At 40.6% G+C, this 20,358-nt stretch carries 17 protein-coding genes and 2 pseudogenes; 14 read left to right on the top strand and 5 right to left on the bottom strand.

Annotated features, from left to right (window positions below; genetic code table 11):
• The first annotated feature begins 1 nt into the window (after nucleotide 1).
• Nucleotides 2-1,108: a DNA adenine methylase gene (locus F3G76_RS08795; protein WP_149706474.1), complete on the top strand. Its 1,107-nt coding sequence runs from the start codon at nucleotides 2-4 to the stop codon at nucleotides 1,106-1,108.
• A gap of 45 nt (nucleotides 1,109-1,153) precedes the next feature.
• Here F3G76_RS08795 and thyX read toward each other — a convergent pair whose 3' ends face one another.
• The 5 genes from thyX to F3G76_RS08770 form a co-directional block, all read right to left on the bottom strand.
• Entirely contained in the window at nucleotides 1,154-1,783 is a 630-nt protein-coding gene (gene thyX / locus F3G76_RS08790; protein ID WP_035169738.1) for an FAD-dependent thymidylate synthase, read from the bottom strand.
• Between the two features lie 92 nt (nucleotides 1,784-1,875).
• Nucleotides 1,876-4,320, bottom strand: a complete 2,445-nt coding sequence (flgE, locus tag F3G76_RS08785) for a flagellar hook protein FlgE (RefSeq protein ID WP_107804629.1) — start codon at nucleotides 4,318-4,320, stop codon at nucleotides 1,876-1,878.
• Nucleotides 4,321-4,437: 117 nt separating this feature from the next.
• Nucleotides 4,438-4,710 (bottom strand): type II toxin-antitoxin system RelE family toxin, encoded by a 273-nt coding sequence (locus F3G76_RS08780; RefSeq protein ID WP_148824097.1) that lies wholly within the window; start codon nucleotides 4,708-4,710, stop codon nucleotides 4,438-4,440.
• Entirely contained in the window at nucleotides 4,710-5,000 is a 291-nt protein-coding gene (locus F3G76_RS08775; RefSeq protein WP_021088839.1) for a hypothetical protein, read from the bottom strand. The genes F3G76_RS08780 and F3G76_RS08775 overlap by 1 nt, the downstream gene beginning before the upstream one ends.
• 38 nt (nucleotides 5,001-5,038) lie before the next feature.
• Nucleotides 5,039-6,406, bottom strand: a complete 1,368-nt coding sequence (locus tag F3G76_RS08770; protein WP_002940689.1) for a Na+/H+ antiporter NhaC family protein — start codon at nucleotides 6,404-6,406, stop codon at nucleotides 5,039-5,041.
• Nucleotides 6,407-6,525: 119 nt separating this feature from the next.
• On the opposite strand from F3G76_RS08770, the gene pyrE reads away from it, so the two are divergent.
• From pyrE to F3G76_RS08710, 13 genes and pseudogenes are all read left to right on the top strand, one after another.
• Complete coding sequence (gene pyrE, locus F3G76_RS08765) at nucleotides 6,526-7,134, top strand: orotate phosphoribosyltransferase (protein WP_149706473.1); 609 nt, start codon at nucleotides 6,526-6,528, stop codon at nucleotides 7,132-7,134.
• A gap of 187 nt (nucleotides 7,135-7,321) precedes the next feature.
• Nucleotides 7,322-8,176 (top strand): annotated as a pseudogene (locus F3G76_RS11165) (cache domain-containing protein); the annotation flags it as partial.
• 351 nt (nucleotides 8,177-8,527) lie between these two features.
• Nucleotides 8,528-8,717 (top strand): annotated as a pseudogene (locus tag F3G76_RS11160) (methyl-accepting chemotaxis protein); the annotation flags it as partial.
• Between the two features lie 485 nt (nucleotides 8,718-9,202).
• Nucleotides 9,203-9,892: a response regulator transcription factor gene (locus tag F3G76_RS08755; RefSeq protein ID WP_149706471.1), complete on the top strand. Its 690-nt coding sequence runs from the start codon at nucleotides 9,203-9,205 to the stop codon at nucleotides 9,890-9,892.
• Nucleotides 9,882-11,309, top strand: a complete 1,428-nt coding sequence (locus F3G76_RS08750; RefSeq protein ID WP_149706470.1) for an ATP-binding protein — start codon at nucleotides 9,882-9,884, stop codon at nucleotides 11,307-11,309. The genes F3G76_RS08755 and F3G76_RS08750 overlap by 11 nt, the downstream gene beginning before the upstream one ends.
• A gap of 95 nt (nucleotides 11,310-11,404) precedes the next feature.
• Nucleotides 11,405-13,471, top strand: a complete 2,067-nt coding sequence (locus tag F3G76_RS08745; RefSeq protein ID WP_009295151.1) for a cytochrome c — start codon at nucleotides 11,405-11,407, stop codon at nucleotides 13,469-13,471.
• Nucleotides 13,472-13,515: 44 nt separating this feature from the next.
• Nucleotides 13,516-14,274, top strand: a complete 759-nt coding sequence (locus F3G76_RS08740) for an FKBP-type peptidyl-prolyl cis-trans isomerase (protein ID WP_149706469.1) — start codon at nucleotides 13,516-13,518, stop codon at nucleotides 14,272-14,274.
• Nucleotides 14,275-14,293: 19 nt separating this feature from the next.
• Entirely contained in the window at nucleotides 14,294-14,965 is a 672-nt protein-coding gene (locus tag F3G76_RS08735; protein WP_009295155.1) for a 4Fe-4S dicluster domain-containing protein, read from the top strand.
• 1 nt (nucleotide 14,966) lies between these two features.
• Nucleotides 14,967-15,896: an NrfD/PsrC family molybdoenzyme membrane anchor subunit gene (gene nrfD, locus F3G76_RS08730; protein WP_149706468.1), complete on the top strand. Its 930-nt coding sequence runs from the start codon at nucleotides 14,967-14,969 to the stop codon at nucleotides 15,894-15,896.
• Between the two features lie 16 nt (nucleotides 15,897-15,912).
• Nucleotides 15,913-18,531, top strand: a complete 2,619-nt coding sequence (locus F3G76_RS08725; RefSeq protein WP_149706467.1) for a cytochrome c biogenesis protein — start codon at nucleotides 15,913-15,915, stop codon at nucleotides 18,529-18,531.
• 5 nt (nucleotides 18,532-18,536) lie between these two features.
• Nucleotides 18,537-19,364, top strand: coding sequence for an SEL1-like repeat protein (locus F3G76_RS08720; RefSeq protein WP_149706612.1), 828 nt, complete (start codon nucleotides 18,537-18,539; stop codon nucleotides 19,362-19,364).
• Nucleotides 19,364-19,903, top strand: a complete 540-nt coding sequence (locus F3G76_RS08715) for a hypothetical protein (RefSeq protein WP_149706466.1) — start codon at nucleotides 19,364-19,366, stop codon at nucleotides 19,901-19,903. The genes F3G76_RS08720 and F3G76_RS08715 overlap by 1 nt, the downstream gene beginning before the upstream one ends.
• The gene (locus F3G76_RS08710) at nucleotides 19,900-20,358 is read left to right on the top strand and encodes a nitrous oxide reductase accessory protein NosL (protein ID WP_107915156.1); all 459 of its coding nucleotides are present in this window, start codon (nucleotides 19,900-19,902) and stop codon (nucleotides 20,356-20,358) included. Before F3G76_RS08715 ends, F3G76_RS08710 begins: the two co-directional genes overlap by 4 nt.

Genomic DNA, 20,358 nt, shown 5'->3' with positions numbered 1-20,358 from the left:
TTTGAAACCAGCTAGACAAGAAAATCAAGCCTATCTAAAAGAGCAAATTTTAACCTATCTTGGTAACAAACGCTCTCTTTTAGGCTTTATCGAGCGAGGCGTAAAATACGCAAAAGATGAGCTTAAAAAAGAGAAGCTTAGCTGCTGCGACCTCTTTAGTGGAAGCGGCGTGGTGGCTAGGTTTTTAAAACAAAATAGCGAATTTATAGTCGCAAACGACTTGGAGCTTTACAGCTTCATCACAAACTCATGCTACCTACAAAACGCCACAAATGAGCTAAGAGATGAGATAAATTTCTGGCAAAAAAAGCTTGAAAAAGAGATAGAAAAGAGCCTTTTTGAGGGCTTTATAACAAGGCTTTATGCCCCGCAAGATGATGAAAATATAGCTTTTGGCGAGCGGGTCTTTTACACAAGGAAAAATGCCAAATTTATTGACACCGCAAGAAGGCTCATAGATGAGATGTTACCAGCTGAAATGAGAAAATTTTTCATAGCTCCACTACTTTATAACGCAAGCGTGCATGCAAATACGAGTGGGATTTTTAAAGGTTTTCATAAAAATAAAGAGGGCATCGGTCAGTTTGGTGGCAGGGGGCAAAATGCCATCTCAAGGATCACTTCTGATATAAATTTGACTAAGCCTATTTTTTCAAATTTTAGCGTGCCATTTGAGGTCTATCAAAAGGACGCAAATTTGCTGGCAAAAGAGCTTGATGGCCTTGATCTAGTCTATCTTGATCCGCCTTATAACCAGCATCCATACGGTTCAAACTACTTCATGCTAAATCTCATCGCAAGCTATGAAGAGCCAAGTAAAATTTCTAAAGTCTCAGGCATCTCAAAGGACTGGAATAGATCAGTTTTTAATAAAAAGTCATCAGCGAGCGAGGCATTTTTCGAGCTCATAGCAAATTTAAAGGCTAAATTTGTGCTCATCTCGTTTAACTCAGAGGGCTTTATCAACCAAGATGAATTTGATAAAAACCTAAATAAAATGGGCAAAGTTCATCTACTTCGCCAAAAGTATAATGCCTACCGCGGCAGCAGAAATTTAAAAGCTAGAAACATCCATGTAGACGAACTTCTTTACGTTTTGAAAAAGTAAATTTAGCGCTCATTTCATCACTTATAAATCGCACTAATGTAAATGTTAGTTTTGCTCATCCTCTGGCAAGCACTTCTCAAAGATAAATTTATGCTCATTTGGCAAGGCGTCGTAGATAGCATTTGCTAAATTTCTTATCTCCCAAAGGGCTGACTTTGAGCTTCTAAGAGAGATGAAATTTTGCAAGCTTCTAGCGTTTATGCTCCATGTAAGCTCAGTTTTATAGCACTCTGGCAAGCAGTATTTAACGATATCAAGGCTTTTTGTGGTTGAGGCTAAAATTTCACGTAAATTTTCAAGCGCTTTTATGCTTGCGTTATCGACCATTTCGTCATTTGTTAGCACGATAAATTTAGCCGCACGTTCAAACTGCCCTACTTCAAATTTCTCCTCCTTTTTTAGCTCTTTTAGCGTGTAGCGGGTTGATTTGACGCTTAGGCTTGCTATGCGGTGACGGGCTAGCTCTTGAAGCAATGCGCGCGAGATGCCTTGGATGTAGAAGTTGTAGTAAAGATGCTCTAGCGTTGAAGCGTGTTTAAATTTATTACCCACCCTGTCTATCAGCTCGACATCTTTTTCGCCGCCATTATCGCCTTTTTCAAAGCTTTGCCAGCATGTGCGGATCGCGTGAGAGCAGATATTTAGTGGAGTGTGATTTAGAAGTGTTACTTGCATATTTTCTCTTTTTGTGAAATTTTTTAGCATTTTACAAAAAGAAGGCTGATTTTATTTGTAAATTTAAAAGGGAGCGAGCGCCCCCCCTATGATTATTGTTTTAGTTGAAGAAGTGTGTTTAGCATCTCATCACTTGTCGTGATCGTTTTTGAGTTTGCTTGAAAGCCTCTTTGGATGACGATAAGATCTGTTAGCGCACGGCTTAGATCGACGTTACTTGCTTCTAGTTTTGAAGCTGCGATCGTTCCTTTATCGCCTGTGCCTGCTGCGCCGATGACTGCTTCGCCTGAGTTTGCAGTTTGTGAAAAGACGTTTCCGCCCTCACTTTGAAGACCCTCGTTGTTTGTAAAGCTAGCAAGTGCCACTTGAGCTAGACCAAAGCTTTGTCCGTTTGTAAATGCACCGATGATCGTACCAGTTTCGTCGATCTTTAGGTCATTTAGCGTGCCACCTGTGTAGCCATCTTGTGAGATAGACTCAGTTGATGAGTCTTTATCAAAGCTTGTTAGTCCGTTAAAGTCTGTTCCCAAGCCAAAATTTAAACTAACATTTTGACCACTTTGTGAGCCGTTGTTAGCTGAAAATGTTATCGTAGCTGGGTGAAAGCTAGCTAGTGAGCCGTTTGAATTAAATCTCAATGAACCAGTTACGACGTTGTCTGGACCCTCGCCTGTGTAGTTTATCTTAGCAGGCTCTGGCACTTGGATGATCATATTCCACTCTGTACCACCATCTGTTGTAGTGCCTGTCTTTGCCCATCTGATACTAACTGTGTGTTTTGAGCCAAGTGAGTCAAAAATTTCAGCTGTTGAGCCGTGGCTTGACATCATCATCTTACCACTTGCTCTTAGAGCTTGACCTGGGCTTAGTGCGCCATCAAGTGCTTTCATGATATTTGTAAAGCGAACGTTTTCGTTTACTGCTGCGTTGTTTGTGCCTTGAGCTGGTTTTGTAAGACCAGTTGTAGTCATATAAAGGGCTTGATCAGCCATTTCGTTTGTAGGGTTTTCTAGTTGAAATTGACCTAGTTTATTTACAGTGATCTTTACGCCGTCGTTTGTATCATCTCCAGCGATTGCTTGAAGTGCTGCGATACCGGCTGCGTGTTTTTGATCAGGTGTGCCTGCTGCTGCTGCGTAAGCGTTGTTATATGCTAGTGCATAAGCTGGATTTGTTATAGCTGCGCCACCTGTACCTGGAGCTACCTTATGAGCAGCAGTTGCAAGTTTTGCTGCATCAAGTGCGTCAGAATTTGCATTGATCTGACCATCGCCGTTATAATCAACGTGGTTTCTAGCATCCTCTTGCATAGCTGCACGAAGATCTTCTGTTGTTGTTATTTGTCTTGCGATTTTGTCGTTATTTGGGTGAACAGCTGTTGTTTGTGAGCTTGTATAGACATATTGATAAGCTGTGATGATATCTTTACTAGCTAGACCGCCAACTGTGTTTCCAGCATTTACTGTTAGGTGGATGTTTTTTGTCTCTTCGGTTGTACCTGAGTTGTTTCTGTTTATAAGCGTTAGTTTGTTACCCTCTGAAATTTCAGCTCTAACGCCAGTTTTGTTGTACTGAGCGTTGATAGCAGCGGCAACGTCACTGATACTTGTCATCGTGCCAGCTTGAGTTTTGATATTTTGTCCATTTAGTGTTATATCAAGCGTAGCTGGTGGGTTGATCTGACCGATATTTTGTGCTAGAGCGCTACCTACGCTAAATTTCTCAGTCTTAGCATTTGCGTAGCTTACCCAGATACCTTGTCCATCTCTTAGTGCAAGACCGTTTCCAAGCTCGTCAAATGTAACACCAAGATCGACGCCACGCTCTGTTAAAATTTGCTCGTTTCTTGAGTTTGTATAAAATTCGTCGTTGTTTGTATCGTTTTCGTTATGAACTTCGTTTGCATTTAAAATTCCATCGTTATTGTAGTCACGTCCGCCTGCAACTGAGTCAAGTGCATATATAGGCGTGCTTCTTTGACCGATGGTGTTACCTGAGTCAAGGTTGCCTTTTATTTTAACTTCTGTTGTCGCTCTTGCTGGAGTTGTAAGACCTTCTTTAATGACGATGTTGCTTATAGGACCTGTTGAGTCGATAGTGCCAGTCTCATCATCTCTAGTCCAGCCTTGAACGATGTAGCCACTATTATTTACAAAGTTACCAGCCTTATCACGGACGAAGTCGCCGTTTCTTGTATAGTATCTTGTCGTTCCGCCATCTGGAGAGACGACAAAGAAGCCATTTCCTTGAAGAGCAAGGTCGGTTTGCTTATCAGTGGCTGTTAGTGTGCCTTGTGAGAAAATTCTTGTAGTTGAGTTTATAGTCGTTCCTAGACCTATTTGCATAGCGTTTTGACCGCCTAGCTGACCTTGTGGAGCGGTAGCAACTCTTGGAGTTTGGCTTAGTATATCAGCAAAATTTGCGCGGTTGTATTTAAAACCATAGGTATTGACGTTTGCGATATTGTTGCCTTCTACGTCCATGGCTATCTGGTGGGCTTGTAGGCCTGAAACACCAGACCAAAGTGATCTCATCATGAGCTTATCCTTTTTCTCGTTTTAAAATTTTTTATAATCTTTCTAAAGCAAAAGATGTTCCAAAATTTATATCGGCAAAAAGAGAAAAATTTGAAAATTTTTGTGTGATCGTATTTTTTAGTATGCTTTTTCTCGTGATGAAATTTCTATTATCTCAATAGTTAAAATTTCATCTTGCTTAAGCCCTATTATGCGGTAATGTATGCCAACTCTCCAACGCCAGCGATTATCATAGCCTTGCATCTTTTCTGCGTTATTTGTTGCAAAAGGATTTTCTACTTTTTCGAGCTCTTTTAGAAAGGTACGTATTTTTAAAGCTGCTCTTAGATCGCCTTTTGAAATTTTATCTAGTTGCTTGTCGGCAGAGCGCTTAATGGCTATTTTATACACTAAACACCCATTTCAGTTTTAACTTCAGCTATTAGTGCTTCCTGCTCTGCTTTTGAGAGTTTTTTAAATTCTATATCAAGTTTTTTTATGCTTGGAGACTTTAAAAGTTCATAATCTTTTGGCTCATCAAGTTTGCTTTTTATCTTTTTTTTAAGATAAAGGATTAGTTCTGATTGTTTTTTTAAAGTATCTTGCAATGAATTTAGTTTTTTTTCTTCTTTTTCAAGAGAATTAAACAATGCTTTACGTGTCATAGTCTCATATTTTGCATAGTCAATATTTGTTTGCATCGCATTTTCCTTTAAATTTTTTAATGATTTTAACACATTTATCCAAGTATCATGGCTCCTACGATGCCACCGATGATTAGCGGGATGTTGAAAAATATAAATGTAGGCACGCAAGTATCATATATGTGGTTGTGCTCACCATCAGCATTTAGACCGCTCGTTGGTCCAAGTGTGCTGTCGCTTGCTGGGCTTCCAGCGTCGCCTAGAGCCGCTGCTATACCAACTAGCAAGATGATAGCTGGCACGCCAAAGCCAAGGCTAAGACAAAGTGGCACGTAGATAGAGGCTAAAATAGGGATAGTGCCAAAACTAGTGCCTATGCCCATCGTGACTAAAAGTCCGATAAGTAGCATCAAAAATGCTCCGCCTATCTTGCCGCCAGAGACCAAACTAGCGTATTTTACAAGCTCGTCTATACCGCCACTCTCTCTTAAAATGGTGCCATATCCCGCAGCAACAAGCATGATAAATGCGATAAAGCCCATCATAGCAAGGCCATTATCCATGATCTTATCTACTTTTTTGTATTCGATGCCTCCAAAAACGACCATGACCAAAAGCCCAAGTAGTGCGCCAAGTGGCAAGAGCGAAGTGTAAATTTGCACGACAAAGGCGACAACCGCACCAGCTAAGACCGCCCACTCTTTTTTAGTCATCTCAAGGCTTTTTGCGCGCTCGATCTCATCAAGCTCGGCTTTTTCAAATTTAGATGTTTTATAAATTCTTTTTTTACTATAAAAAAGTATGGCTAAGATGAGCCCCACAAACATCGACGCACCGCCTATCCACATAACTGATGAGATGTCTGAGATGGTTGTGTTTATGCCGTTGTTGGCTAGCTCTTTTTTAAGGATATTGTGAAAAAGCAGACCAAAGCCAACGCTAATGCTCACATATGGCGCTTGAAGTCCAAATGTAAGAGCGCAAGCCACCGCGCGTCTATCTATGCCCATTTTATTCATAAGAGCAAGAAGTGGCGGGATCAAGATAGGTATAAAGGCTATATGAACTGGGATCAAATTTTGAGACAAACAAGCGATAAATGCGATGGTTAGCGTAAAAATGACCTTGTTTGAGCTAAGAAATTTACTCATTGCATTTATCAAAATGGCTGTTAAATTTGTATTTGCGATGGCAGCTGCAAGAGCACCTAGCAAGATGTAGCTAAGCGAGGTTTCAAGGTTGCCTTGCATGCCGCTTATGAGGCTTTGCGTGGTCTCTTTTAGAGCTGTAAAAAAGCTCTCAAAACCGCTTGCCAAACCACTTTCAAATCCACTAAAACCATGCTTATACATAACCCCAGCAACAAGCGCAGAAACGAGGATAGAAAGCAGGATGTTAAAACGCAGCAAACATAGCACCGTCATCACCAAAATGCTAAAAACAACAGGGTTAAAGAGAAGCATGAGTGTCCTTTTTGTATGAGTGCAAGAATTATACAAGCGCAGGGCTTATTAAATTTTAAAAAGAGTGGCTTAAGTGGGTATGTGTTAAGATTTTTGGCAAATTTTAAAAGGAAAAAGCGATGGATTTAGAGAAAATTTATAAGGATGCTGGGGCGTATTTGGAGGGACACTTTTTGCTAAGTAGCGGCAACCACTCGCAGTTTTATCTGCAAAGTGCAAAGGTGCTTGAAGACCCAGCACTTGCTGGAGAGCTAGCAGATGAGCTAGCGCGCGTGATAGAGAAATTTGGCATTAAATTTGACAGCGTTTGCTCTCCTGCACTTGGTGGGATTTTAGCTGGATATGAGCTAGCTCGCGCGGCGAAAAAGCGTTTTATATTTACTGAGCGCGTTGATAGGGTGATGAGCCTAAGGCGCGGCTTTGAAGTGAAAAAAGGCGAGAAATTTATAGTTTGTGAAGACATCATAACAACTGGTGGCTCTGCACTTGAAGCAGCCCACGTGATAGAGAGTCTTGGTGGCGAGGTGATTGGCTTTGCAGCACTTGCGAACCGCGGATTTTGCAAGGTTGCAAATTTAGGCAATGAAGCTAAAGCAAATGCAAAACTGCCAAGCGATAAGCCATTTTTTGCTTTGGGGAATTTTGAATTTGAAATTTACGAGCCAGAGCACTGTCCGCTTTGTAAGAGTGGTAGCAAGGCGATTAAGCCTGGAAGCAGAGGCAACTAAATTTTTATAAAATTTAACACTCAAAGCTTAAAATAATAATATTTGTAACTTATTCATTATTTTGGGCTTTGAGTAAAATTTCTCATCAAAATTTCTCTTTTTTCCTTAAATTTTAAAAGTTAATTTATAATTAAGATTTGAATGTATAAAATGGCACGCAATTTTTAGGAAATCCCAAAATGCAAGGATGTGTGCTATGAAAATATCTACAAAGATAATTCTCACTTTTATTTTCTCAGTTTTGCTTGTCAGCTGTTTGCTCATCTTTTTAAATAGCAAATTTTCAAGCGATCTAACTCAGTTTTTCACCCATAAGTCCTACGACGAGCTGGTAAATGCCAGAAAAGAAAATTTAAAAGATGACGTCGAGACGATCAATCAAATGATGCGTGAAATTTATAATGGCGGCAAAGAAAAAGGGCTAAGCGACGATGAGATAAAAAAAGAAATTTTTAGAGTCGTCTCAAAGCTAAAATTCTTTAGCGACAAGACCGGCTATATCTTCATTTATGACTATGACGGCGTTGTTTTGATGCACCCTGAAAAGCCATCGCTTGTGGGTAAAAATTTAATCGGACTAAAAGATCCAAAAGGGCTACTTCTTATAAAAGAGCTCATCGAAAAGGCTAAACAAGGCGGCGGGTTTGTTACATTTGGCTGGGCGAAAAAAGAGGGCGAGGAGCCAGTGGAAAAGCTTGGCTATGCTGCAAATTTTGAGCCATATAAGTGGATGCTAGGAAGTGGCGTATATGTCGATGACTTAGCGGACGAGACAGAAAAGACAAAGGCCGTGCTAAACGAGCAAAATAGCCAAAATACAAAGACATTTATCATCGCTTGTGCCCTGATCACGGTTGTTTTGATAGCTATCGTGCTATTTATCTTAAGTAGAGCGATCATCAAACCTATAAAAAATATCGTTGCAAATTTAACAGAGATGTCAGATGAGATAAAAGGTGGCAGAGGCGATCTTACTAAAAAGCTTGAAGTTAGTGGCAAAGATGAAATTTCAAACATCAAAAGCTCTATAAATGACCTAACAAGCGAGCTAAGATCTGTGATAGAGAGCGTTAAAGGCTTGGCGCATGAGAACTCTTCTATTGCCGAGCAACTCTCTTCAACATCAGCTCAAACTACAAATTTAACCAACAAATCTTCGCTAATCGTCACAGATACGACAAATATGGCAAAAAATATGTCAGAAGAGATAAAGAGCTCATTTGAAGAGGCTAAGAAGAGCAAAGAAAATCTTGAAAGAACCTGTCTATATATAAATGAAGTTTCAAACGATGTTTTGGGGCTTAGCAAAAATGTAGATGAGGCTGCAAATAGCGAAATTTCACTCGCTAGCTCGATGAAAAGCCTAGCTGATCAAGCTAAAAATGTAAAAGATGTCTTAAATATCATCGACGACATCGCTGATCAGACAAATTTACTTGCTCTAAATGCCGCCATAGAAGCTGCTCGCGCAGGAGAGCATGGACGTGGCTTTGCAGTCGTGGCCGATGAGGTTAGACAGCTGGCTGAACGCACGCAAAATAGCCTAAGCGAGATAAATGCGACTATAAATTTAATCGTTGAAGCGATATCAAACTCAAGCCAAACCATCGGCGATAACGCTAAAAAAGCTGGCGAACTTTGCAAAAAATCAGCCCAAATCAATGAAAAAATAGAAAATATGAATCAGCTAATGAACGAGAGCGTTAGCTTAAATGAGACCTCTACGAAGGACTATCTAGAGACTGGACATAAGGTCGAAGAGCTGATAAAAGGCATCGTAAATATCGATGAAATTTCAAAACAAAACTCAAAAAGCATGGATGAAATCTCACTTGCAGCCGCTCATCTTTCAAAGATGACTGATAATCTAAACACTAGCCTTTCAAAATTTAGAACCTGATAAATTTAGCCAAATATTTGGCTAAATTTAACTTTATCTTTTAAATTTATCACTTAAGTAGCGAGCCGATTTTTTACTTTAAGCTTACGATCATGATGTAAATTTATGAAATAATTTTTATTTTGTGTTATTTAAGTCGGCATTTTGGCTTAAGAGATGAGATGACGTATGCAAGAGTATGATATTTTAGATGTTTTATCAAACAAAAAGGTCCTTTGCTTAGAGGATGAAGAGGCGATATTAAAAAACATTTGCGCCTCGCTGGAGCTATTTTTCGCAGAGGTTAAAGGCGTCACAGATGGCTTTGATGCGCTTGAGCTTGCTATGAGCGGGGCGTATGACGCTTTAGTGCTTGATATCAGCGTGCCAAATATCGACGGTCTTGAGATCGCTAAAAAAGTAAGAGCTATCAATCAAAAAATCCCTATCGTGATCTTATCAAGCCACGTCGAGCAAGAGTATCTGTGGCGCGCGGTTGAGCTAAAGATCACAAGATATCTTGCAAAACCATACGATAAAAAATCTTTTGTTAAAGCGCTTGAAGATGTGGCTTTTGAGCTAGTTGGGCGAACGCCAACCATCAGGCTAAATGACGAGCTTGAGTATGATTTTGGCAAAAAAGCGCTTTACGTAAATGGTCAAATTTCTCATCTAAGCAAGAGCGAGAGCAAGCTTTTGGAGTACTTTTTAAACAACAAAAACCAAACTATCACTTATGAGCAAATTTTTGACTATATCTGGGACTACGAGCAGCCAACAAAAGAGGCGATAAAGACCATCGTAAAAGAGCTTAGAAGAAAGCTTGGCAAAGATGTGATAAAAAATTTATACGGCGTGGGCTACCTTTGTGAGATATAAATTTCAGCTAATAGTCGGTGCTTTTATCTTTGTCTATCTACTAGTTTCGGCACTTGTTTTAAATTTTTATAACGATCTTGCGATGAAGGATGCCAAAAAAGAGGCGTATTATGTTTTAGAGGGCATAAATTCTGTAAGAGAGTATATCGCTGGAGTTCAGCGCCCACTAATCGAGCAGTTAAAAGAGCAGGGCATCTTAAAAGAGGACTTTTTTGACGAGAGACTTCTATCATCTTCATATATAAGCCGTGAAATTTACAACATCCAAAAGAAAAAATACAACCTTGAATTTGACTACAAGCTAGTTGCTATCGCTCCGCTAAATAAAGCTCACCAGCCAAATGAATTTGAAGCCGGCGTCTTGCACGGCTTTAAAGAGAATAAATTTCAAGAATTTGTAAAGATAATAAAAGATGAAAATGGCTCACAGCTCTTTGTGGGTCTGCCTATAAAAAACCAAAGTCCAAGCTGTCTAGCCTGTCATAGCAGTGCAAATGCCCCACAACAAATGCTAGAAAAATACGGCATGGAGGGCATAGAGATCCCAGATGTGAACGAAACGGTCGCGATGATCTCTTTTAAGATACCAATCCGCGCCATTTTTACCTACCACTTGCAAGAGGTCATCGTCATAATGAGCGCCATAACGCTTATATTTGGGCTATTTTTACTACTTGTTTATAAGATGCATAAGCGTGGCGAGGAGAGTAAAAGGCAGACTGAGCAGCTGATGATACATCAAAGCCGCCTAGCCTCTATGGGCGAGATGATAGGCAATATCTCGCACCAGTGGAAGCAGCCACTAGCTCAGATAAGCTCAGCTTTGATAAATTTAGAGCTTTATCAGGAGAGAAAAAAGCTTGATGAGACAAAAATTTATGAGTTTATAGAAGAGACAAGCAAGCAGATAAATTTCATGTCAGAAACCGTTGATGACTTTAAAAATTTCTTTAGTCCAAATACCTTGAGAAAAGAGTTTAAGGTGCTTGAAGTGATAAATCAAACGATAAAAATTTTAAACGCAACTCTTAAAAAGTATCAGATCGAAGTGCAGTTAGACGTGAGAGAAAATTTTGAGGTATTTGCAAATTTTAATGAGATAATCCAAATTTTAATAAACATCATAAACAACGCCAAAGACGCATTTAAGCAGAGCTACACAAAGCCAAGAGTGATAAAGATAAGCGCCTTTTTAAAAGATGATCGTAAGAATTTATGCGTGCAAAATAACGCAGGAGCGATAAAAAATTCATTTTTAAAGGTCATCTTTGAGCCACACTTTAGCACAAAAGAGAGCGGTAGCGGGCTTGGGCTATATATGAGCCGCCTTATCGCTCGCAAAAACAACGCCCTAATCTTTGCTAAAAATGTGGATGAAAACCACGTTGCATTTACAATTAGTTTCGAAAATTTATAATTTGTTAATTTTCCCCCTTTTCTGCCCTTTTTTGGTGTTAAGATTATCAGTATGAAATCATTTTGATTTTAGGATAAAAATTCAAAGGAGGAGACGTGAGAAACTTACACAAAGCCTTAGCAGGCTTACTCATGGGTGTTAGTATCTTTGCTTCACAAGCCTGTTGCGAAGAGCATAATATGCAGATGTCCGATAAAGCACGTGATGTTATCGCAAATCCTAAAGGCACACTGCAAAGTAGAGGTGTTGTCTCCTTGCAAGACTACGTCGTAGAAGAGCAAGAGATGTATAACTGGCTATTTAAAAACCACCCTATTTTTACAAAGTATGGTGGTAAAACCGTCGGCAAAATGGTCGTTCACGACCGTGGCTTAGAGTGGCTTGCTGAGGGACATGGCTTTGATATGTCAAAGCTTAGTAAAAGAGATGGTGGTAAGGGCTATAGTTCTATGATGTATAGAATTCCAGCCACCTCATCACTTCAGTTTCCTAATAAATTTGTAGGTCCAGAAAAGTGCGGTGAGTGTCACCCAGCTCAGTATGAGGTCTGGAGCAGATCTCGCCACGCAACTACTATGCGCTTCCCTGGCGAGCACCCAGAGGTTAATAACAACCTAACTGAGCCAGTATTTGACAAAGATACCGCTTCTATCCTTCCAAAAGGTATCACTCCAGATGTCATCTACGCAACCGTTGGTCACTTAAGAACTAAGATGGGCTACGTCGATGCATGGCTACTTCGTGGTACTTACTACGTTGAGGGTGGTTTGCTAAGAGATGGCACAGGTCAGATCGTAGCTGGCGGTAACCAATGGCAAAGAACATGGGCGTTAAATTTAGACGACGCAACTGTTAAAAAGATAAAAGAGCTTGTCCCAGAATTTCCTGGCACGCTTGAAGAGTATGGCGATAATGGCGGATATGTCAGAGGTCTTGCCTCATACGCCGCAAAACATAAAAAATCGATGTTTTTCCAAGCAAACTCATCATATTGTGAGGTTTGCCACCCAGTTAAATTTGACTTTAAGTCAAAAGCAGAATTTTACGCAGCACTTGGTAATGCCAAAGAGCTTCAAAAACACACTATCTCAAAAGGCGTAAGCTGTGAGGAGTGCCACGGAGCTGGCGGTCACCTTGATGGAGCTACAAATTTTAGAACATCAAACTGCGAACGCTGTCACCAAAGATTTAACTTTAGCCCAGATCTAATGCGAGCTAACCCACTTAATAACGGCAAGCTTGACCTATCACTAAGCTCTAAATTTAAATCAATGGGACCAGGATGTGGCTCAGAAGGCTCTCAATCATACTTTACCGCTCACTACGATAAAGGCATGAGATGCGTCACTTGCCACGATCCACACGACAACACAGGTAACGTTGTAGGCGATAAGAGCGTAACTGGCATGAACTACAACCCAGATCAAGGCTATCTAAGTGCGTTCTACACTAAACCAAAGATCAAAAAAGATTGTAAAGATTGTCACGAGACTCAAGCATATATCGCATCAAAAGCAGATACACACAAAAACAACACTTGTGCATCTTGTCACATGCCATTTATGATGAGCTGTGAGAATTTCTACGCTGTTCAGTTCCAAGACAACGCTGGCTTTGATACTCAAAGACGCTCTCACATCTGGAAGATCATGGTCGATCCAAAAGAGAAATCTCTAGTCCCAGGCGACGCTGCTAAAGGTCCAAGAGATGCTAAAGATTGGCACTTTGAGAGAGATAAAAATGGCCACAACTATGTTGATTTGATGTGGGCATGCGCTAGAACATCTTGGGCTGATAAAGATATGAAAGATAATAAAGGCTGCCATAGCCCAGTGCTATCTGAGCTAAAACCAACACTTCATTTTAAAAACCAAAAACAAGTTTATGATGAGGTTATGGGATGGCAAACTCCAGTTAAGAATGAATTCTCAGAGGTCAAAATAGGCATCGAGGGAATTTACTCACTACTAGAGACTAAAAAGCTAGATCCAAGTGATAAAGCAAGAGTTTATGAGCTTGTCCAAAACGCTCAAGAGATCATCGATATGGTCGAAAAAGATGGTTCGTGGGGTATGCACGGATTTAAATTTACTAAACAAAGACTAGATGCATCTAAAGAGTATATAAAAGAAGCTCAGAGAATTCTAAACAAAAATTTATAGCATTTAGGGGCTAGTTTTAGCCCCTTTAATCTTAAGGGTTTGAAATGAAAAATGGGTTTTTAAAATGTTCGCTACTTCTTAGCCTAAGTGTGGCTAGCCTCTTGGCAAATGTCGATACAAACGACTCTTACGCCATAGGCGCAACAAGCGGTGGATATGTTTTAAAAGGACTGCTAGATCAAAAGCAACTAGGTGTTGGCTATGACGCTGATGCAGTGATAAAAGGCTTTAGTGATGCGCTAAAGAGCGAGCTAAAACTAAGTGATGATGAGATAGCAAAGCTACTAAACAAAAGGGCTGAAAGCTTAGATAAGATAGTAAAAGAAAAAGAGGCTGCCAAGCTAAAAGAGAATTTAGCTCAAGGCAAAGCCTATATGGAAAAAAATGCAAAAAACAAAAATGTAAAAACAACAAAATCAAATTTACAATATGAGATCATAAAAAGTAGCTCAAAAGGGGCTACTCCAAAACCTGAGAGCATCATCATAGTAAATTATAAAGCAAGTTTTATCGATGGCAAAGTCTTTGACGAGACAAAAGAGGCTCCAGCTCATCTTTCGATGCTAAATTTGATCCCTGGACTTGAAGAGGGACTTATGCTTATGAAAGAGGGCGAGAAGTTTAAATTTGTCATCCCGCCTGAGCTTGCATACGGCGATAGCGGCATGGAGGGGATACCTGGTGGCGAGACTATCGTTTTTGAGATAGAGCTTATTAAGGTCTTAAAGCCTGGCGAACTAGCTGAGGCAGCAAGAAAAATTCATGAAAAAGAGCAAAATGAGGGCATTAAAAAGCCTCATTAAGGCATAAATGGAGTTAAAAATGCAAAATCAAAATAGCAGAAGAGCCTTTTTTAAACGCATGGCAGTTGTGGCTGCTGGTGCTAGCGTGGCAAGTAGTGGTTTTGCTTTTAAGAGTGAAGAGAGTGCGAAAAAACCACATTTTGGCATGATATTTGACCAAAACAAATGCGTCGGCTGCACGGACTGCGAAGTGGCATGTAGAAAGGTAAATTTAGTCCCAAAAGGACAGATGAGACTTTTTGTAGAGGATAAGACTGATCCAAAGAATTTGCTCGATAAAAGATATGTAAGAGTATCTTGTCAGCAGTGCGAGGATGCGCCTTGCGTGGCTGTTTGCCCAACAAAAGCCTGTCACAAGGACATAAAAACTGGCATCCAAACCACAAACATAGATGACTGCATCGCCTGTAAATACTGCATCGTAGCCTGTCCTTACGACGTGAGATATATCGATAAAGTCAATCACTCAGCCCAAAGCTGTAACTTCTGCATAGATACAAATTTAAAGGATAAAAAAGATCCAGCCTGCGTCGAGGCGTGCAGATATGAGGCTTTGGTATTTGGCGATTTAAACGATGAGAGCTCGCACATTAGCCAGTTACTAGCTGTCAAAGATAGCATAAGGCTAAGAGCAGAACTTGGCACAAAACCAAGCCTTAGATATATTCCTAAAGTAAAAGCGGGGGTGTAAGATGGATGGTGCATTAAATTTCACTGCGACATTTTCGCATGGAGTTGAGTGGGGCTGGCCGATCGCTGTTTATCTTCTGCTAGCTGGCATGAGTGGCGGAGCGATAATAGCTGCCATACTTCTAAAGCGCTACAAAAGACAAGAGAGCTTTAGTCCATTTTTCAAGGCCGCTTCGCTTTTGTCGTTTGTTAGCATCATGCTTGGTATGGTTTGCTTGATAGCTGACCTTGAAAAGCCACTTTTGTTTTGGAAAATTTTGATTAATTACAACTTCACGTCAGTTATGTCTATCGGTGTAGCCGCGCTTTGCGTGTTTATACCGCTTAGCTTTTTGATGTGTCTATACGCCTTTAATGCGGAGCTAAAGTCATTTTGTGGCTTTTTTGATGGCGTGATGAAAATTTTATCGCCACTTTATCCGCTCTTAAGCGCGCTTTGCCTGATTTTTGCGGTTATCATTTGCGCATATACAGGCTTTTTGATCTCGGTGCTTATTAGATTTCCACTTTTAAACACCGCCGTTTTACCAGCGCTTTTCATAGCTTCAGGGCTTAGTGCTGGCATAAGTGGTAGCAGCTTGATAGCGGCACTATTTTTTAAAGAAGATCCACACTCAAGCGACCTTAGCTCGCTTCATGGCGTGGAGTTTTACGTCTTATGCGCTGAAATTTTACTCATTTTAATGCTTTTTGTATCGCTTTTGCTTGGCTCAAGCTATCAACAAGTTGCAGCAGTTGCATTTTATAGTGGCGTTTGGGCTAAATTCTTTTGGCTTGGGGTTGTTTTAGTTGGCTTTGTCTTGCCTCTTGTTTTAAATTTCGCACTTGGCAAGATGAAATTTAGCTTCTACCTTGGCTCGTTTGCAGCAGTCGTTGGCGTTTTATTGCTTAGGGTTTTTATACTTTATGCAGGACAGACTTATAGCATTTAAGGCTTAAGGGCAAGTGATGAAAATTTTAAACATTTATCGCTTGTCTTTAATATTATTATTTATCCTTGCTTTTGGTGCAGGGGTGGCGACCTTTTTGGAAAATTTTTATGACACACAGACGGCTAGAGTGCTTGTTTATGAAGCGCTCTGGTACGAGTGCGTCATGGCAGCTTGTGCTATTTGTTTAGCTATTAGCACCCTAAAAACCAAGATGTATAAGAAATTTGGCGCATTTTTGATACATCTTGCTTTTATTCTGATATTCATCGGTGCTGCGCTTACAAGATACTTTGGCGAAGAGGGTGTATTGCATCTTAGAGTGGGCGAGAGCGGCAACTATATGCAAAGTACAAAGCCTTTTTTAAGAGTGCAAATTTCAAATGAGAGCTTTGAATATCCACTAAAACTTAGCCTACTTGGCAAAAACGACTTTCGCTTCAAAAAAGATATAAACGGCAAAGAATTTATTATAAAGATAGTTGGCTACAAAAAAGATGAGAAAAACGCTCCAGCCACGCTTAGCATAGAGGCTGGCTTTGCTAATGAAAAGAGCAAAAGCGCCAAGCTAAAAGGTGGCGCTGGATACGATCTTGAGCCAAGCATTTTGAGCTTTGACGGGCAAGAGACGAAATTTTACTTTAGCTCAAGGGCGATAAATTTACCATTTTCACTAAGGCTTGATAAATTTATCCTAGAGCGCTACGCAGGGCTAAATAGCCCATCATCTTACACGAGCAGGGTAAATATCGCAGGCAGCGAGCATGAAATTTCGCTAAATCACCCACTAAGCATCATGGGCTATAAAATTTTTCAATCATCATACGACGCTGACGAGCTTGGAAGCGCCTTTGAGATCAGCTTTGATCCTGGTAAAGTGCCAACTTATATCGGATATTTTCTACTTTGCCTTGGCTTTGTGGGAAATTTATTTAGCAAAAAGAGCCGATTTTTTAGACTTTGTAACTTCATAAAAGGCACGCAGTTTGCGTTTTTGGCTCTACTTTTACTAAATGCCACGCCAAATTTCGCAAGCGATGAAGCCATAAATTTTAAAGCTCACGCAGATAAATTTGCCAAAATTTTAGTTCAAACTGATAGCAGGATCGCCCCAGCTAGCTCTTACACAAGGGCGGTAATAAGCAAAATTTCAACCAAAACGACGCTCTTTGGGCTTAGTAGCGATGAGCTCATGCTCTCTTTTGCCATCTCGCCACAAGAGTGGATGGATAAAAGGATGGTAAAGATCACAAGCGATCGTGTGGGCGAGCTTCTTGGCGTTAGTGAGAAATTTGCTAGCTTTAAGGACGTTTTTAACGAAAATGGCGAGTATAAGCTGGCTAAATTTGTAGAGGCTGCAAATGAAAAATCCGCCTCAAAAAGAGATAAATTTGATAGCGACGTCATTAAATTTGATGAGAGGCTAAATGTCTTATACCTTGCACTAAAGGGAGAAATTTTAAAATTTATCCCCGCTAAAAATGGTGATACTATCACGTGGCTATCAGTCAATGAAGCCTTTGGCTCAAATGAAATTTCAAACGAGTTTAAGAGCGTTTTAGGCGCTTATATAGAAAATTTAAGCCCTTGCGTAAAAAGTGGCGAGTGCAAAGAGGCTGATAAGAGTTTGGAGCAAATTTCAAACTATCAAAGAAGCACTCTAGGCTCTCTTGCGCCAAGCGAGGCAAAAGTCGGCCTTGAAGTGCTTTACAACCAAATGGAGATATTTAAATTTCTTATCTATTTTTACATGATCCTAGCTCTTGCTTCGCTCGCTCTTGGCTTTTATAGGCTCTTTTTTGGAAGGAAATTTAGGTTTGAAAAGGCTTTGAGCCTTGCGTTTTTTACCGCATTTATAGTGCATGCTCTAAATTTAGCCCTACGTGCCTACATCTCAGGTCACGCACCTTGGAGCGATGCTTATGAGAGTTTAGTCTATATCTCGCTTATAAGCGTGCTAGCTGGAGTGCTATTTTTCAAGCATCAAAGCTTCGCACTTGGCGCTGCTTCGCTCTTTGCAAGTGTTAGCTTGCTGGTTGCTCATCTAAATTTCATAAACCCACAAATAACAAATTTAGTCCCAGTTTTAAAGTCATTTTGGCTTAGTGTGCACGTAAGCGTCATCACAGCAAGCTACGGCTTTTTGGGCTTTGGTTTTGTGCTGGGGCTTGTGGGACTTATCTTGATGGCTCTAAAAAATGACAAAAACGAGCAAAAGCTTAGCGAGCAGATAAGATACCTCGCCGCAACCGACGAGCTAAGCCTTATTATTGGACTTAGCTTGCTAACTATAGGGAATTTCTTAGGCGGCGTCTGGGCAAATGAGAGCTGGGGCAGATACTGGGGCTGGGACAGCAAAGAGAGCTGGTCATACATCACGATCATCGTCTATGCCATAGTGCTTCATCTAAGGTTTATACCAAAGCTAAGGGGCGTTTTTACCTTTTTAACAGCTAGCGTGCTATCATTTGCTTCGGTGCTTTTTACATATTTTGGTGTAAATTTCTACCTTAGCGGGCTTCACTCATACGCAAATGGCGAGAGCTTTGGCGTTTCTTGGCTAATATACTTGATCTTGGCGGCTCTTGCCTTGCTGATCGCCCTAGCCTACCGCGGCAGAGATATAAAAGTAGTTTAGGAGATATGATGAAGAAGAGTTTGGTTTTATTGGCTGCTAGTTTGTGCGTTTTAAATGCTGGCTACATCAAAGAGGCTTTAAGCGCAAAAGATGATCACAACAAACTAGCGCAAATTTATGAAGATGCTTGCGATAAAGAGAAAAAGGCATCAGGCTGCTACAACCTAGCTGTGCTTTACAGCAGGGGTGATGGCAACGTCAAAAAGGACGAGGCAAAGGCGGCTATGCTTTATGAAAAGGCTTGCGATCAAAATTTCTCTATGGCTTGCAGCAACCTTGGCTATGTATATGAAAAGGGCAAAGGCGTAGAAAAAGACCTAACAAAAGCGGTCAAACTATATGAAAAGGCATGCAGCGACAACGAGGGCTGCACCGAGCTTGGCTTGCTTTATGCAAACGGCACTGGCGTGGAAAAAGACCTAAAAAAGGCAAAAGAGCTCTATGAAAAGGCTTGCAAAGCAGGTGATGGCATAGGATGTAGCAACCTTGGCTACTTGTATGCTCAAGGCGAAGGCGCCGAGAAAGACTACGCAAAAGCCAAAACATACTACGAGATGGCCTGCGCAAACGAAGCTGGCATAGGATGTGATAATCTTGGCTTTTTATATGTTTATGGGCAAGGCGTTGATCAAAACCTTACAAAAGCGACAAAACTTTACGAGCAAGCGTGCAAATACGCCTATGAAAAGGGCTGCAACAACTACGCTATTATGCTAGCTGAGGGCAAAGGCGTGAAAGAGGACGTGGAAAAAGCACGTGAAATTTTCACTAAAAGCTGCAAAAATGGCTTAAAAGAGGCGTGCGAGAATTTAGAAATTTTAGGAAAGAATTGATGAGTTTTAAAAACTGGGGCAATAAAGAGGCAAGCCTAGAGGCGCTATATGCGCTTGATAGTGCTTTTTTGGAGCCAGATGAAGAGTATCTACGGCTCATTTCAAAAAGAGAGGATGAAAATAGCCTAAGATACGTGGTAGATAACGGGCAGGGCGATCTACTCGATGTGATATTTACGCGTGAGGCGGTGCTTGTTAGAGGGTTTGATCATGAAAATGAGTTAAATTCGCTTAGAATGGCAGACAAAAGCGTGATAGAGCAAATTTATGGTGGCGAAGCTGCTAAATTTCGCTCTTACTTCTTGCCAGATGAGATAGAGCAAACGACCTTTTTTATCTGGTATGACGGGACGGAGCATCAAAATTTAGTCGGTGGCAATAACGGTGGACGCTGGCTGCTTGGGTATGCCTTTGATGAGTTTGATAAATTTAGCGAGTTTGTAAAGGGCTACTACGAGATAGACTTTGATGATGAGATGTTAAAAAAGCTCTATGAAAAGGGCGAGTTAGAAAAAGAGAAACTAAAGGAGATAAGATGAAATTTATAGCTTTGTTGCTTAGTGCGGTTTTTGCCTTGTGGGCTGGAAATTTGACGAGTGAGGCAAACATAAACGCCTATAAAGGGGCAAAAGAGCGCATCGAGCTACCAAAGGATGCAAGATGTGCGGTGTGTGGCATGCCTATAAAAAACAAGCAGTGGGCGACGCTTATCAAAGCTGGTGGCAAGGACTATTACTTTGACGGCGTAAAAGATATGGCGCACTTTTACTTTGCTGATGAGATGGCAAAAGAGGCCTATGTGAGTGATTATTACACGCTTGAAAAGCTTGATGCAAAAGAGGCGTTTTACGTTCATGGCTCAAACGTTTTTGGACCGATGGGCGAGGAGTTTATCCCGTTTAAAGACGAAGCAAAGGCAAATAGCTTTATGAAAGATCACGCTGGCAAAGGTGTCATAAAATTTGACGAGATAAAGACATTTATCGGTAAATAA

The sequence above is a fragment of the Campylobacter concisus genome (assembly GCF_902460575.1).
Classification (GTDB): domain Bacteria; phylum Campylobacterota; class Campylobacteria; order Campylobacterales; family Campylobacteraceae; genus Campylobacter_A; species Campylobacter_A concisus_AW.
This window is presented reverse-complemented; position numbering and strand designations above follow the sequence as displayed.

Bases quoted from the DNA above. Each gene is read 5' to 3' on its own strand.
- thyX (WP_035169738.1), bottom strand. From the start codon at position 1,783: ATGCAAGTAACACTTCTAAATCACACTCCACTAAATATCTGCTCTCAC.
- flgE (WP_107804629.1), bottom strand. From the start codon at position 4,320: ATGATGAGATCACTTTGGTCTGGTGTTTCAGGCCTACAAGCCCACCAG.
- F3G76_RS08775 (WP_021088839.1), bottom strand. From the start codon at position 5,000: ATGCAAACAAATATTGACTATGCAAAATATGAGACTATGACACGTAAA.
- F3G76_RS08770 (WP_002940689.1), bottom strand. From the start codon at position 6,406: ATGCTTCTCTTTAACCCTGTTGTTTTTAGCATTTTGGTGATGACGGTG.
- pyrE (WP_149706473.1), top strand. From the start codon at position 6,526: ATGGATTTAGAGAAAATTTATAAGGATGCTGGGGCGTATTTGGAGGGA.
- F3G76_RS08755 (WP_149706471.1), top strand. From the start codon at position 9,203: ATGCAAGAGTATGATATTTTAGATGTTTTATCAAACAAAAAGGTCCTT.
- F3G76_RS08740 (WP_149706469.1), top strand. From the start codon at position 13,516: ATGAAAAATGGGTTTTTAAAATGTTCGCTACTTCTTAGCCTAAGTGTG.
- F3G76_RS08735 (WP_009295155.1), top strand. From the start codon at position 14,294: ATGCAAAATCAAAATAGCAGAAGAGCCTTTTTTAAACGCATGGCAGTT.
- nrfD (WP_149706468.1), top strand. From the start codon at position 14,967: ATGGATGGTGCATTAAATTTCACTGCGACATTTTCGCATGGAGTTGAG.
- F3G76_RS08725 (WP_149706467.1), top strand. From the start codon at position 15,913: ATGAAAATTTTAAACATTTATCGCTTGTCTTTAATATTATTATTTATC.
- F3G76_RS08720 (WP_149706612.1), top strand. From the start codon at position 18,537: ATGATGAAGAAGAGTTTGGTTTTATTGGCTGCTAGTTTGTGCGTTTTA.
- F3G76_RS08715 (WP_149706466.1), top strand. From the start codon at position 19,364: ATGAGTTTTAAAAACTGGGGCAATAAAGAGGCAAGCCTAGAGGCGCTA.
- F3G76_RS08710 (WP_107915156.1), top strand. From the start codon at position 19,900: ATGAAATTTATAGCTTTGTTGCTTAGTGCGGTTTTTGCCTTGTGGGCT.